Origin of the sequence: Siphonobacter sp. BAB-5385 (genome assembly GCF_002261125.1) — a bacterium.
Lineage (GTDB): Bacteria > Bacteroidota > Bacteroidia > Cytophagales > Spirosomataceae > Siphonobacter.
In genome coordinates this window covers 1-14389 of record NZ_NMPS01000013.1, presented here as the reverse complement: position 1 = coordinate 14389, position 14389 = coordinate 1, and the positions used below count along the sequence as shown (strand labels likewise).

The window sequence follows — 14389 nt, the reverse complement described above, 5'->3', positions numbered from 1 at the left end:
TCCCCCTTGTCAAGCCTACTTTGAAAATATTTATTGGCCTTTTTAGAGACCTGCTGATTTACAGTGACTTAATGCTGTAAAATTCTCAAAACTTTTTTACAGCCCCTCAGTTACCTCCTTTTACCCCCTAAAACCATACTACTGCCCACTTCTTTGGCACTTGCTCCACTTCCTTCACCTTTATACGGTCACTCCTCAGCTTAATCTATTCTTTCTTTCGCAATACCTATAAATACCATCGCATAATGCTTTCCGAGATGGTTTGGTAGATACGGGCTAACTCGGGTTGATCTTCCAATAACTGTAGATGGCGAGCCATCGTAGTTTGATCACCTCTTCGGGCGGGACCGGTTTGAACTTCAGCTGGATGATCTGCGTCCAATGCTTTACGCAGAGTTTCCTTTAGAATAGGCTTCATTAATTCGAAGTCCAGATTATGCTCGGCTAGTAAGTCTTTGGTGAGAGCCCAGAGATGATTGGGAAAGTTATTCGCTAATACGGCCGCCAAATGTAACTGTAGTCGCTCTTCGGAATTGACCAGGTATACTTCATCACTAATGGTTCGGGCGATTTCGATCAACTGGTGTTCAATTTCCTCATCCGCTCCCTCAATACAGATGGGCACTTCCTTCCAGTTCAGCGGTATCTTCTTATTAATACTTTGCAGGGGATAGAAAACGCCCGTGCGTAAGGGAACATCGCTGTGTACCCGCAGCAAGTTTTGCAAAACGGTTAATGATTTTGCTCCGGCTGTATGTACCACCAACGCCTCCTCCGGCCATACGATCTGTGGGATGATCTTTTCCAGAGCGTCGTCACTCGTTGTGAGTAAGAAGAGTTCGGCTTCGCTTTCGGCAAAGTTTAGTTCGTTCGTTGCTACGGCTATGGATAGTCGGTCGCTCAGTGCCTCAGCGTTCGGCAACTTTCGACTATAGACGGTGATGATGTCGTGTCCGGCCCCCTCTAATTCTACCGCAAGATGATGAGCTACGTTTCCGGCTCCAATCAGTGCGATTTTCATAGGTGTATATATATAGGTTAGAAAAGCGTTGGTATTGCCTAAGCACTTAGTAAGGTTTTCAGGGACTGATACGCCCGTCCACTTTCCAGCGACTCCTTAGCCCGATCCAAGGCTTCCTCCAGTGAAATATCCTGAGCGGCGTACAAAGCAGTCGCCGCATTGGCCAGTACGACCTGCGTTTGGGCGGGCGTTCCGCGATTCTCTAGAATGCGAACCAGGAGGTCGGCGGATTCCTGCAAATTGTTTCCACCCGCCAGACTTTCCTGCGACCATTGGCTCAATCCCATTTCTTCGGGACTCACCTGCCGGGTTTCATGGTTATTCATTAACAGAAAATTTCCCGTAAGCGATACTTCATCGTACCCATCGTAGGCATGTACGATTGCAAATCGTACGCCCGCAGATCGCAATACCCCCGCATACAATTCGGCTACATCGGGATTGTACACGCCCGATAGCTGTCGCTGTACAAAAGCCGGATTCATCAAGGGTCCTAATAAATTAAAGAAAGTTTTGAATCCAAGCTCCCGACGGACATTCCCTACGTGCTTCATGGCCGGGTGAAACAAGGGAGCATGCAGGTAGCAAATACCCGCCGATTCGAGTTGCCGTCGCAAGTGATCATAATCGTTCGTAAACTGATACCCCAATCGCTCAATCACTGTAGAAGAACCGACCGAAGACGAAACGCCGTGATTACCGTGTTTGGCAACCGTCTGCCCTGCCCCGGCGACCACAAAAGCTGAAGTCGTGGAAATATTGAAGGTGTTTTTTCCATCGCCACCCGTACCGCATACGTCCATGGGTTCGAATTCCCGGAAATCGACGGCAACGCAAAGCTCCAGCATGGCCTGCCGGAATCCATTGAGTTCAGGAACGCTGAGTCCTTTTATCGCATAGGCCGTTAGAAAAGCAGCCGTTTGGGAAGGATTTACTTCACCCTGACCAATGGAGAGCAGAGCCTGATAGGCCTGTTCGGTAGTTAGGGCTTGTTGGTTTAACAAGTGGGAAAGAAGCTCTTTCATGCGTAAGTTTTGGCTTATATATATATAGAAGGAAAACGGAGTGAATGATTTATTTCAACCAGTTACTCAACATTTCTTTTCCATATTCAGTCAGATACGCTTCGGGGTGAAACTGCACGCCACGAACATCGTATGTTGTATGAGCCTCGGCCAGTACAAAGCCATTTTCATCAACGGCAGTTACTTTCAATTCTTCGGGCATAGACTCGGGTACTACCGTCCAGGAATGGTACCGACATACTTCAATGGATTCGGGCAAACCCTGGAATAACTTCTCGGTAGTATCGGTAATGACGCACTTGGTCGTTACGCCGTGCAGAACATCGCCCATGTTATGCAATTTCGCTCCAAAGGCTTCGCCGATGGCCTGATGGCCCAGACAAACGCCAAAGATGGATTTGGTGGGTGCGTATTCCCGAATCAAATCCAGCATAATCCCCGCTTCCTCAGGAATACCCGGACCAGGCGACAACAGGATCTTATCGTATTGGGCTACTTCTTCGAGGGTAATCTTATCATTGCGAAAGACATCCACCTCGTGACCCATTTCCTTTAATAGATACACCAGGTTGTACACGAACGAATCGTAATTATCGAGTACTAATATTTTGTAAGGCATTTTTTGTTGTTCGTTGTTGGTTGATTGTTGTTAGTTCATCAACAATCCGTTGGTTTTATAAGCATTTGGCCCGATTAGCGTTCCCTTCACGCTACACCCAAAACGCTAAACTCATAACTCTTCCGCCATTTCCATGGCTTTGCGTAAGGCGGCTAGTTTGCTGTGAATTTCCTGTAATTCGCTCTCTACGTTCGACTTCGCTACGACGCCCATACCGGCCTGATAAAACAGCGTATTGTTTTTACTAAGGAAGGTACGAATGGCGATGGCGTGGTTGAAATCTCCATTGAAGTTCAAATGACCAATGGCTCCCCCGTAGATACTCCGGTTGGTCGTTTCGTAACGGTTAATGATCGTCATGGCGTTGTGCTTGGGAGCACCGGACAGCGTACCCGCTGGAAAAGTATCCGCTACCAGTTGCAGGGGATTGGTACCCGCCGTCATCTTACCCACCACTTTCGAAACCAGGTGAATGACGTGACTATAGTATTGCACCTCCTTGAATGTTTCTACCTGTACGGAATCACTGCTCCGACTTAAATCGTTTCGGGCTAAATCCACCAGCATCACGTGTTCGGCGGATTCCTTCGGATCGGCCAGTAACTCACGGGCCAGTTCAGCGTCGCGTTCATCATCGCCTGTCCGACGGAAGGTACCCGCGATAGGGTGTATTTCGGCCAGTCCGTTTTTGATGAAAATCTGTTTTTCGGGCGAAGAGCCGAAAATATGGTACGTGCCGAAGTCGAAGTAAAATAGATACGGCGAAGGATTGATGGAACGCAGAGCCCGGTATACCTGAAAATCGTCGCCTTCAAACGTACGCGAAAAACGGCGGGACGGTACAATCTGAAACACATCGCCGCGTAAGCAATGGCCAATGCATTTGTTGACGACTTCCCGCATTTCCTCATCCGTCCGATTGGTTTCCTCTTCGCCTTCCAGCTTAAACTTCCCGGAAGACGTTTTAGGCGTCTGAATCAGAAACTCCAGTTGGCTTAAGCCTTCCGTATTCTTGTTTTGCGTATCGCCGTACTGGTGTTCAAAGAGGTACACTTCGTTTTTAAAGTGATTGAACACGATGACGTACCGATAGACATAGTAGACAATCTGCGGAATGGCTGACTCGGGACTTTTGGGCTGAATTTCGATGTCTTCGAAATATTCCACCGAATCATAGGTCATGTGGCCAAAGAGTCCGCCCGTTGGAAAGGGAAACCCCGCGTTTTTTTCTTCGAAACAACCCGCAAAATTCCGCAGAGCAGCTACGGCGTCTTTCCGGCGTTCGAGGGTAAACTGCTCGGTAGTACCGTCAGGAAATTTTTGCGTTACAACGTCTTCGTCCAGGATAAAGCTGGCGACGGGATCGCAGCCAATAAAACTCATACTGTTCTGCATGGCGTGGTAATCGGCACTTTCCAGCAAAACGGTGTTCGGAAACTGACGCCGTAAGCGTTGATAGGCACTCACGGGCGTCAGCATATCGGCCAGTAAGCGGCGGTGATGGGTCGTAATTGAAAAGTTTTTCACAGTACGTTGATTCGTTATTCGCACGGGTGGGCAGACCGCCGCTTTACCAGCTAAACTACCTCCGTGTGAAGGTTACTAAGGGATTTAAACGCACAACGCACTGTTCGGCTGAACAGCGGGCGTTGTGGCTTGTGCTTATTGATTCGCTTACATGACGCAAAAAGAGGCTGTTCAACGGAGAGATCCCAGTTGCCACCACCAAGCTTTCGCGAATGAAACGTTCATAGTCAGATGTATTAATTTCGACAAACTTAAAAACTATTTCAGAGTTTGGCTAAAGTATGGACATTTTTTTTGTAGTTCCGGCCAGCAAGCTGAATTTTGATTTTTACAACACCGATTTATATGCGTAGTCTCCTCTTTTTTTCCTGCTTTTTGCTATTGCTCACAGCCTGTAAACCTAAGCCCGACCTACAGGGATTCCCGGTAGATAAGTGGAAAGCCGACAAAGGCGGCTGTCAGGGTGTACGGCAAACCTTAGTACCGGATTTCAAAAAAATCCGGCAAATCCTGAAAGGCACTACTTCCAATGATTTCGTGGAAATTTTCGGTAAACCCGATATTAATCAAATTGCGGACCGCAATGAGGAGTACTACGTGTACTTCCTCGAAGCAGGCCCGCATTGTGAAGACATTACGAAACGATCAGAGGCGGCTTCCGTAGCGATCCGGTTTTCTTCCGTAGGCCTGGCCTCGGAGATTACCTTCCAACAGGGTACGCCGGTGAAATAATAAGAAATGAGTGAAGGATAGCGGGTACGAATCAGCTTCATACCTGTTATCCTTCACTCATTCTATCACTTTACATAGATTACGATCCCAGTGACCAGCCGGAGCGGTACTCGCGTTTTACGAACTGGTTGGCATCTTCGAAGTTGGTAATTCGCATGGATGGTCCATCCCAAAGTAATTTCTTACGACCGGGATAAGCGAAACCTTTACCATCGGCGTTCGGCTTGCGAACGTTGTAGCTACGAATAGCCAGGTTACCCATCAGTACCGTTTCCGTCAGCGGACCCGAGTAGTCAAACGAAGACGTTAACTTCTTGTGGGTTTCCGAGCCAAATCCTTCTTTACAGGCCCGTACCCAGGAAGTCTGGTGACCACTTTCGGGCATTTTCTGGATTTCCGTTTCCGTCCACTTGTACTTGGCCAGATCCTGCTCGCTCATCTTCTTTTTATTGAAATAGAGCTTCGGTGCATGTCCGTAGGTTCCGCAGGTCATAATTCCTTTTGAACCCATCAGGATTACACCATTCGCACTGTCGGCATCCCCCAGGGGCTCATCGGCAGGGATCAGATCCGGGTGGAAGGCACGAATACCACCATCCGACCAGTACATGGTTACTGCTGATTTATTCTTCTTCGTTTCGGGGAATTTCAGCTGTACGGAGCTTGAGGGAGGGCAACCTTCGGGAATGTATTCCGGCGTCCAGTCCTTCGTAAATACAGCACCCGCCGAACATTCCACTTCCGTCGGATAACCCAGACCCAGTACCCGGAAAGCCGGGTCAATCAAGTGGCAACCCATATCGCCCAGTGCTCCGGTACCGAAGTTCCACCAGCCCCGCCACTTGAAGGGGTGATACGCTGGCGTGTAATCTACGTACTGAGCCGGACCAATAAACTGATCCCAGGCCAAACCCTCGGGCATCTCGTGCTTGCCCGTAGGTACCGGAATACCTTGCGGCCATACCGGACGATTCGTCCAGATGTGTACTTCATTCACCGTACCGATCAAACCGGCGTTAAACCAGTTGACCATCTGCCAGCTACCCACGCTGGAAGCACCCTGATTACCCATCTGCGACACGATTTTGTACTTACGAGCCGCTTCGGTCATCATACGGGCTTCGTAAATATCGTGCGACAAGGGCTTCTGCACGTAGACGTGTTTCCCCGCCTGCATGGCAGCCATAGCAATTACGGCGTGGGTGTTATCGGGCGTTGAGATGGTAATGGCATCAATGTTCTTGCCTTCTTTGTCCAGCATTTCCCGGTAATTCTGGTATCGTTTGGCATTCGGGAAGCGTTTTACGGACTGAGCAGCTACATTCCAGTCTACATCGCAAAGAGCTACTACGTTTTCAGCCCCATTGTTGTAAGCATTCCAGATATCACTGGCTCCTTTACCACCTGCTCCAATGGAAGCCAGATTCAGTTTATCCGAAGGAGCGATAAATCCTTTTCCCAGCACGTGCCGGGGAACAATGTAAAATGCGGCTGCCGACAGGGCTCCCTTTTTGAGAAACTCGCGGCGAGAGGGAGATTTTTTTTCCATAGTATGTGTACTGCGTAAGGTCCAGGACCCAAAACTGTTTAAAAGTTAAGCTAATGTAGACCACTTTTCGAGCAGAACTTTCGACTTGCGAATGCCCTCTTCTTCCGAAAGTTTATCGCCTTCGTACTCAATGCCGACAATACCCCGGAAGCCCGATTTTTTTACGATGTTCATGATTCGACTGTAATCCGTCTCCACGCAATCTCCTTTTTCGTCAAAATTGTAGACTTTCGCGGATACGCCTTTGGCAAAGGGCATGAGTTCTTCCGTACCCTTGTATCGGTCGTACTCTTCTTCGCATTCGAAGTAATTGCCCGCCTTGTGTTTCATGCAGAAGTTACCGAAGTCTGGAAGGGTACCACAATTTTTCAGGTTTACACCCTTCATGACGTCGCTCAGCCACTGACCGTTGGAAGAGTACCCGCCGTGGTTTTCCACAATGACATTAATCCCCGTTTTAGCAGCAAACTCGCTGAGTTGGTGTAACCCTTCAATAGCGTTTTTCTTCACCTCTTCGGCCGTACCTTCACCCGCGGCGTTTACCCGAATGGTCTTACAGCCCAGAAACTTGGCGGCGTCCACCCACTTGTAGTGATTTTCGACGGCCTTTTTGCGTTTGGCAGCGTCTTTATCACCCAGGTTTCCTTCGCCATCGCACATGATCAGGTGGTTCTTTACCCCATTGTCTTTACAACGTTGCAGTAATTCCTTTAGATAAGCGGTGTCATTGGCTTTATCCATAAAAAACTGATTGACGTATTCGACGATGCTGATGCCAAACTCCTTTTTGGCCATGACCGGAAAATCAAGATTGGTCATTTTTTTAGAGCGTAAGGCCCGGTGCAGGGACCACTCCGCCAGGGAGATTTCAAAGAAGGGCTTTTTGGCCGCCGTTTCGGCCCACGCATCCATCGTTGAGGAAGCGGCAGTAGTAGCTACAGCTGCGAAGCCCAGGTTCCGTAAGAAGGAACGTCGGTTTTGATGCATATAGAAAAGGTTTAGAGCAAACGGCTTATTCGGGATGAAAAATAAAGAAGTTTTCCGGAATTGTAATGCGTTGGCGATAAAACGGAAAGAAATGCCGACCACTGGATTGCGTCTGAAAGCTTGCGTTGGCCCATTCTCCTCCGAATTTCTAAATTTCCGTTTCGCAAGCCCGCCGAACCAATCAAATTATACTTATTTTTGAAGGCTGAATCTAGGTATAAAATATTCATTTTCAGATTCTTGGATCATTTTGTATTTATCCGGGAAAAGGAATTTTTACAGTCTTTAGGAGGTTTTATCAAAACATAAAGCAAGTTCTGAAAACTGTTTATTCACAAACTTGTTCTTACTAGAGAAATGAGCAGTACCGCTAGTACGCTGCCGCCACGGGCAACGAAATTCAAGAAAATGAAGTCGTTTCAAATCCCCGATACATTTAAGAGTCCTATCATTGGTGCGATTAAGGAATTCCGTCGCAAACAGGATAAGATGAAGAAAGACTTCACACCGACGCTGATCGATTTCGGCCCGGTGCGGTTTCTTATTGCCCGTCACTTTGGATTCTGCTATGGCGTTGAAAATGCCGTAGAAACGGCGTACCAGATTATCGCGAACTATCCTTCCAAGCATATTTATCTCCTGAGCGAAATGATTCATAACCCGGAAGTGAACCGGGACTTACAGAGTCAAGGCGTTCAATTTATCATGGATACATCCGGTCGGCAGCTGATTCCCTGGGAATCGCTTACCGCTGACGATATTGTGATCATCCCGGCCTTTGGTACTACGCTGGAGATTCAGGCAAAACTTGCCGCGATTGGTATTCAGACCGAACAATACGATACGACCTGTCCTTTTGTGGAGAAAGTCTGGAAGCGGGCTTCCTCCATCGGACAAAGCGATTATACGGTAGTCATTCACGGGAAACCAGCCCACGAAGAAACACGGGCTACGTTTTCGCACGCTCGTCAGAATGCTCCAACGGTTGTGGTAAAGGATATGAAGGAAGCGGAGCAACTGGCTTTGTACATTCGTCAGCAAAAACCAGCCGAGCTTTTTTACGAAGAATTTAAGGATCAGTACTCGGAAGGATTTGATGTTCGTCGCGACTTACAACGCATTGGTGTAGTGAATCAGACGACTATGCTGGCTTCCGATACGCAGGCCATTGCCGATTATCTGCGACAGGTGATGATTGAAACGTATCCGGGTGGTGAGGCGACGGCTCACTTTGCCGATACACGAGATACCCTTTGTTACGCAACGAATGATAACCAGTCGGCTACCTATGGCTTACTGGCAGAGCAGGCTGATCTGTGCGTAGTTGCAGGGGGATATAACTCCTCGAATACCTCGCACCTGGTGGAATTGTGCGAGCAAAAGCTACCGACGTATTTTATTGAAAATGCAGCGAAGCTTCTAAATAAGACGCTCATTCGTCATTACGATCTGCACGAAAAAACGGAGAAAGTTTCTGAAAATTATTTACCGATGCATTCGCCGGTTACGATTATGCTCACCTGCGGAGCTTCGTGTCCGGATAAGGTAGTAGAAGATATTCTGTTGCGGCTGCTTTCCTTTTTTCCGGAAGCCCGGACGATCGATGCAGCCATGGAAGCATTTGCATAGATTTTTTATCGTACTCTATTTTGATTATCCTTCTGAGTACAAAAAAACGAGCCGGTTATTCGACTCGTTTTTTTGTGGGTACTATTTCATTAACGTACTGCTTTTCAGTTTTATATCGGTCAGTTTTCGTTTGGTATCCAGTGTAAAGTCACCCTGCATCATCCAGTCGTAGTAGCTGGGCTCCCGCTTAAATACTTCGAGTACGGGTTTGCCGGTATGCTTACCAAAGTTGAAAACGACGACGCCTTCATTGTTATACTTCATTCGCTGGGCGAAGTCGACGAATTGTCCGGATGTCAACTCGTGCAGAGCATCCATGTCGTTCTTGACCGGAATCCAGGTTTCGTCTTTATTCTTTTCCACTTCTACCCCTTCGTAGCGTTTGATCATGCAATCGAGTACTTCCAGCGTAGCCAGTGTATCTGCCTCGGCAGAGTGAGCGTGTTCAAGTTTCTTGCCACAGTAAAACTTATAAGCTGCTGACAGGTTACGCGGTTCCATCATGTGATAGATGCGTTGAGCGTCAATCAGGCGACGGTTTTTCGTATCAAAATCAATACCCACCCGCAAAAACTCTTCGACCAGCATGGGTACATCGAACTTATTGGAGTTAAATCCCGCCAGGTCACACCCTTCCAGAAATTGAGCCAGTGATTTGGCCAGTTGCTTGAATTGAGGTTTATCCGCGACATCTTCATCGTAAATTCCGTGAATCAGGCTCGTCTCCAGCGGAATAGGCATGCCCGGATTGACCTTTTCGGTACGTACCTGTACTGATCCATCAGGCATGGCTTTGGCAATGGAAATTTCTACAATACGATCCCGTATCAGATTGATGCCGGTGGTTTCCAGATCAAAAAAAGCGAGCGGCTTACGGAGTTTCAGACTATGTTGCACGGTGTTCCTCAATTACTGACAAATACAAAAATACATTAATTTCCCGGGATATAGACTTTTGCCCCCTTTATGAACATCCCTGAGAATGAAAACGTCAGCTCCGGACGTCTGTTAATTTTGTATTAAATAATTTGCAGTTTTTCTAGTCACGAAAAAAATAGTATCTTCGTCCGGCAAATAAGAATAGCACCGTTATTTGCCATGTTGGACTCCTCCAAGTTTCTTTTTGAAGCACTTACCTACGATGATGTGCTTCTGCTGCCCGCTTATTCGGAAGTTCTCCCCCGCGAAACTCGCACCGAATCATACCTCACGAAAAACATACGCCTGAACGTTCCCTTAGTTTCCGCTGCCATGGACACGGTTACTGAATCGGAAATGGCCATTGCGATGGCTCAGGAAGGTGGTCTTGGCATTATTCACAAGAACATGTCCATTGATCGTCAGGCGGAAGAAGTGCGGAAGGTGAAACGTTCTGAATCCGGAATGATCCTGGATCCGGTAACGCTTTCCGAAGGCGATACGCTGGCGGATGCTCACCGCCTGATGCGGGAAAATAAAATCGGCGGGATTCCCGTCGTTGATACCGAAGGTAAACTGATCGGTATTCTTACTAATCGCGATATTCGTTTCCAAACCAAATTAAGCCAGCCCGTTACCGAGATCATGACGAAGGATAAACTCGTCACGGCTCGTGAAGGTATTGATCTGCAGGCAGCGGAAGCCGTATTGCAGGAACACCGGATTGAAAAACTTCCCATTGTTGATGACTCGAATAAACTCGTAGGGCTGATTACTTACAAGGATATTCTCAAGAAGAAAAATCACCCCAATGCCTGCAAAGATTCCCGTGGACGTCTGCGGGTGGGTGCGGCCGTTGGCGTAACCCCCGATTTACTGGATCGCGTAGCCGCTCTGGTCAAAGCAGGTGTAGACGTGATTAGTATTGATACGGCTCACGGTCATTCACTGGGTGTAATCAACGCGTTGAAATCAGTAAAAGCGTCGTTCCCCAATCTGGATGTGATTGTGGGTAACGTGGCTACTGGCGAAGGTGCCAAAGCCCTGGCCGATGCCGGAGCAGATGCCGTGAAGGTAGGCGTTGGCCCCGGATCGATCTGTACCACTCGCGTGATTGCGGGCGTAGGTATGCCTCAGCTTTCTGCCGTATATGAAGCAGCGAAAGCCGTAGCTGGTACGGGTGTTCCCATCATTGCCGATGGCGGGATTCGTTACTCCGGTGATATTGTAAAAGCCATTGCCGGTGGAGCCAGCTCGATCATGATGGGTTCCTTACTGGCAGGTACGGACGAGGCTCCGGGTGAAATCATCATTGCCGAAGGTCGCCGTTTCAAGAGCTACCGTGGTATGGGTTCCGTAGAAGCCATGGAAGAAGGCTCGAAAGACCGTTATTTCCAGGACGCGGAAGATGACATCAAGAAGCTGGTACCCGAAGGTATCGTAGGTCGTATTTCGTACAAAGGCCGTGTAGGTGATATTCTGTACCAAATGGTCGGTGGACTCAAAGCCGGTATGGGTTACTGCGGTTCCCGCGATATTGAAGCTCTACAAGCAGCTAAATTCGTGAAGATTACGGCAGCTGGTGTTCGCGAAAGCCACCCGCACGATGTAGTGATCTCGAAAGAAGCTCCGAACTATAGTGTGAAATAGATTTGGTTGTTGGCTGATAGTCCGTTCCAATACCGTTAGTTCCAAAGAAAAAGGTCGCCTGTTGAGCGACCTTTTTCTTTATTCTTCTAATTGAGTAAAAATCAATGGTGTGGTTTATAGGTAAATCTTCTAACAATAACCAACCATCAACTAACAACTACATTTATTTTTTCCGGAAGAACATCGTTAACGGTACGCCCTCGAAGCCGAAGTGAGCCCGGAATTTGTTTTCCAGGAAGCGTTCGTAACTCTCTTTGATATACTGGGGATAATTACAGAAGAGTACAAACGTCGGACTTGGCGTCGGTAACTGCGTCAGATACTTAATCTTCACGTATTTACCATTGATTGCTGGTGGCGGATACGCTTCAATCTCGGGTAGGATCACGTCGTTCAGTTGTGAAGTAGCAATCCGGCGGCGACGCTCTTCGTATACTTCCTTCACTTTCTCCACGACTTTGAAAATCCGTAATTTATCCACTACCGAAGTAAAGACAATGGGAGCATAATCGATGGGAGCCAATCGCTGACGAAGTTCTTTTTCCCAGGCAGGAGCCGTTTTCGAGTCCTTTTCGATCAAATCCCACTTATTGATCATCAGTACGATACCCTTCTTCGCCCGGTGTGCCATCCCGATGATGTTCATATCCTGAGCCTCCAGCCCCCGTTCTGCATCCAGAATGATGACAGCAACGTCGCACTCATCCAGAGCACGCATGGACCGTAGCGTCGAGTAGAACTCAATATTGTCGTTGACGCGAGCTTTCCGCCGCATCCCTGCTGTGTCCGTAATGATGAAGTCATTTCCGTACAAAGAATAACGGGTGTGAATCGCATCACGCGTCGTACCAGCAATGTCCGTTACAATACTCCGTTCCCGGCCCAGAATCGCATTCAGGAACGATGACTTTCCTACGTTCGGACGACCCAAAATGGCAACCCGGGGAATACCCGCTTCCGGATCTTCTACGCCTTCGTCCTCAAAGTGAGAAACAATGGCGTCCATAAAGTCACCCGTGTTATTACCATTTTCTGCTGAAATTGGATACGGATCACCTAAGCCTAACGCATAAAATTCCGCCGCTGCATGCATCTTCTCCGTTGTATCGGCCTTATTGGCGACCAGTACGACGGGCTTTTTAGAGCGACGTAAGACGTTGGCAAAATCCTCATCCAGACCCGTCAACCCCGTAATACAATCCACCACGAATACGACAACGGTAGCTTCGTCCATGGCGATCTGTACCTGTTCGCGAATGGCTTCCTCGAAAATATCTTCCGAACCAACCACGTAACCGCCCGTATCAATCACGGTAAAGTACTTACCCGTCCAATCACCATATCCATAATGGCGGTCGCGGGTTACCCCCGAGACGTTGTCCATGATGGCTTTCTTCTGCTCAATGATGCGGTTAAAAAGCGTGGATTTTCCCACATTGGGACGCCCCACAATGGCTACAATATTTGACATAATGTGTGTTAGGAGCTTTCACCTCTCACAGGCTAAGACTCCGTTAAGAGACCAGCCGTTTCTCGGCTGCGTCGGTTTACGGATGGAGCAATGGTTTCCACGAACGGCTCACGACAAACGGTTTCCCGCCTACCCTCGTTCACCCAACGATTCCGGTATAAAAGGAGTCGTTCGCAGCCATTACTCTTGAATATACCCAAACTCGCGGAGCTTATTGGCTTTACTTCGCCAGTCGGACTCCACACGAATGTAGGTTTCCAGGTGAATTTGTTTTCCAAAAAAGGTTTCCATTTCCTGCCGGGATTCAATGCCCACTTTCTTAATGGAAGCTCCCTTATGCCCCAGCAGAATAGCCCGCTGGCTGCTTCGCTCTACGTAGATTTCAGCCAGAATGCGGATGATGTTTTCTTCTTCTTTGAAAGAAGTAATCACCACTTCCGTACTATAGGGAATCTCTTTTTTGTAATTCAGAAAAATCTTTTCGCGAACGATTTCAGCCGCAAAAAAGCGTTCAGGCCGATCCGTCAGCGATTCTTTGTCGAAGAAGGGCGGGTGCACTGGAATAGCCTTGATGATGAGGCTAAACAACTCCTCCAAGCCCGTCTTATGCAAAGCAGAGATGGGTAGAATGGTCTGGGTAGCGAAACGGTTCCGCCAATGGGCGATTTTTTCCTCGACCTGCTCCTGCGTTGCCAGATCCACTTTATTGATCAACAGAATAACCGGCGTATCCTGAATACGCGTTAGTTTATCGATGACATCATCTTCGTCGTACTGCTCAAAAATATCCGTCACGAAAAGAATCACATCCGCGTCTTCCAGCGAGCCACGAACGAAATTCATCATCGACTGGTGTAATTGATACTGAGGTTTGATGATCCCCGGGGTATCTGAATACACCAATTGAAAAGGGACCTCATCGTGTACACCATTGACGATCCCCATGATCCGGTGACGGGTCGTTTGGGCTTTTGACGTTATGATCGAAAGCCGCTCGCCTACCAGAGCATTCATCAGGGTTGACTTCCCCACATTGGGTTTCCCGACAATGCTGACGTATCCCGTTTTATGATTATCCATGCAACAAAATCAAAACTATAAAAAATATTTTTCAGCTTAGCCGACTGATAATCAGTTAAACTGAAAAAATAAATGGGTACTCCAATCGGTTTTTTTTGCAAAGGTATTGATTTTAACGGAAAGTGCCGTATATTTGCAGTCCAATAACACACCGCGGGATGGAGCAGTTGGCAGCTCGTTG

Annotated in this window: 12 protein-coding genes; 3 read left to right on the top strand and 9 right to left on the bottom strand. The window is 47.9% G+C overall.

What is annotated here, in order from left to right; all coding sequences use genetic code 11:
* Positions 1 to 226 precede the first annotated feature (226 nt).
* The 4 genes from BWI93_RS00940 to BWI93_RS00925 all read right to left on the bottom strand — a co-directional run bounded on the left by BWI93_RS00940 (position 227) and on the right by BWI93_RS00925 (position 4144).
* The gene (locus tag BWI93_RS00940) at positions 227 to 1021 is read right to left on the bottom strand and encodes a Rossmann-like and DUF2520 domain-containing protein (protein ID WP_094808304.1); all 795 of its coding nucleotides are present in this window, start codon (positions 1019 to 1021) and stop codon (positions 227 to 229) included.
* A 38-nt stretch (positions 1022 to 1059) separates the two neighbouring features.
* A complete protein-coding gene (trpD, locus tag BWI93_RS00935; protein ID WP_094808303.1) occupies positions 1060 to 2046 on the bottom strand; it encodes an anthranilate phosphoribosyltransferase in 987 nt (328 codons plus the stop codon).
* Positions 2047 to 2095: 49 nt separating this feature from the next.
* Positions 2096 to 2665, bottom strand: coding sequence for an aminodeoxychorismate/anthranilate synthase component II (locus tag BWI93_RS00930; RefSeq protein ID WP_094808302.1), 570 nt, complete (start codon positions 2663 to 2665; stop codon positions 2096 to 2098).
* 111 nt (positions 2666 to 2776) lie between these two features.
* Positions 2777 to 4144: an anthranilate synthase component I family protein gene (locus tag BWI93_RS00925; protein WP_094808305.1), complete on the bottom strand. Its 1368-nt coding sequence runs from the start codon at positions 4142 to 4144 to the stop codon at positions 2777 to 2779.
* 393 nt (positions 4145 to 4537) lie between these two features.
* Here BWI93_RS00925 and BWI93_RS00920 point away from each other — a divergent pair, with 393 nt between their 5' ends.
* Complete coding sequence (locus BWI93_RS00920; RefSeq protein WP_094808301.1) at positions 4538 to 4924, top strand: hypothetical protein; 387 nt, start codon at positions 4538 to 4540, stop codon at positions 4922 to 4924.
* A 79-nt stretch (positions 4925 to 5003) separates the two neighbouring features.
* Here BWI93_RS00920 and BWI93_RS00915 read toward each other — a convergent pair whose 3' ends face one another.
* Both BWI93_RS00915 and BWI93_RS00910 read right to left on the bottom strand, forming a co-directional pair.
* A complete protein-coding gene (locus BWI93_RS00915; protein ID WP_094808300.1) occupies positions 5004 to 6473 on the bottom strand; it encodes a Gfo/Idh/MocA family protein in 1470 nt (489 codons plus the stop codon).
* A 45-nt stretch (positions 6474 to 6518) separates the two neighbouring features.
* Positions 6519 to 7460, bottom strand: coding sequence for a sugar phosphate isomerase/epimerase (locus BWI93_RS00910; RefSeq protein ID WP_094808299.1), 942 nt, complete (start codon positions 7458 to 7460; stop codon positions 6519 to 6521).
* A 357-nt stretch (positions 7461 to 7817) separates the two neighbouring features.
* Here BWI93_RS00910 and BWI93_RS00905 point away from each other — a divergent pair, with 357 nt between their 5' ends.
* A complete protein-coding gene (locus BWI93_RS00905; protein WP_094808298.1) occupies positions 7818 to 9089 on the top strand; it encodes a 4-hydroxy-3-methylbut-2-enyl diphosphate reductase in 1272 nt (423 codons plus the stop codon).
* An 81-nt stretch (positions 9090 to 9170) separates the two neighbouring features.
* Here BWI93_RS00905 and BWI93_RS00900 read toward each other — a convergent pair whose 3' ends face one another.
* Complete coding sequence (locus BWI93_RS00900) at positions 9171 to 9986, bottom strand: 3'-5' exonuclease (RefSeq protein WP_094808297.1); 816 nt, start codon at positions 9984 to 9986, stop codon at positions 9171 to 9173.
* Between the two features lie 201 nt (positions 9987 to 10187).
* On the opposite strand from BWI93_RS00900, the gene guaB reads away from it, so the two are divergent.
* Complete coding sequence (gene guaB, locus BWI93_RS00895; RefSeq protein WP_094808296.1) at positions 10188 to 11657, top strand: IMP dehydrogenase; 1470 nt, start codon at positions 10188 to 10190, stop codon at positions 11655 to 11657.
* A gap of 163 nt (positions 11658 to 11820) precedes the next feature.
* Here the strand turns inward: guaB and der are convergent, their stop codons facing one another.
* Both der and era read right to left on the bottom strand, forming a co-directional pair.
* Positions 11821 to 13128 (bottom strand): ribosome biogenesis GTPase Der, encoded by a 1308-nt coding sequence (gene der, locus BWI93_RS00890; protein WP_094808295.1) that lies wholly within the window; start codon positions 13126 to 13128, stop codon positions 11821 to 11823.
* Positions 13129 to 13308: 180 nt separating this feature from the next.
* On the bottom strand, positions 13309 to 14208 hold the full coding sequence (era, locus tag BWI93_RS00885; protein ID WP_094808294.1) for a GTPase Era: 900 nt from the start codon (positions 14206 to 14208) through the stop codon (positions 13309 to 13311).
* Between the last annotated feature and the right edge of the window lie 181 nt (positions 14209 to 14389).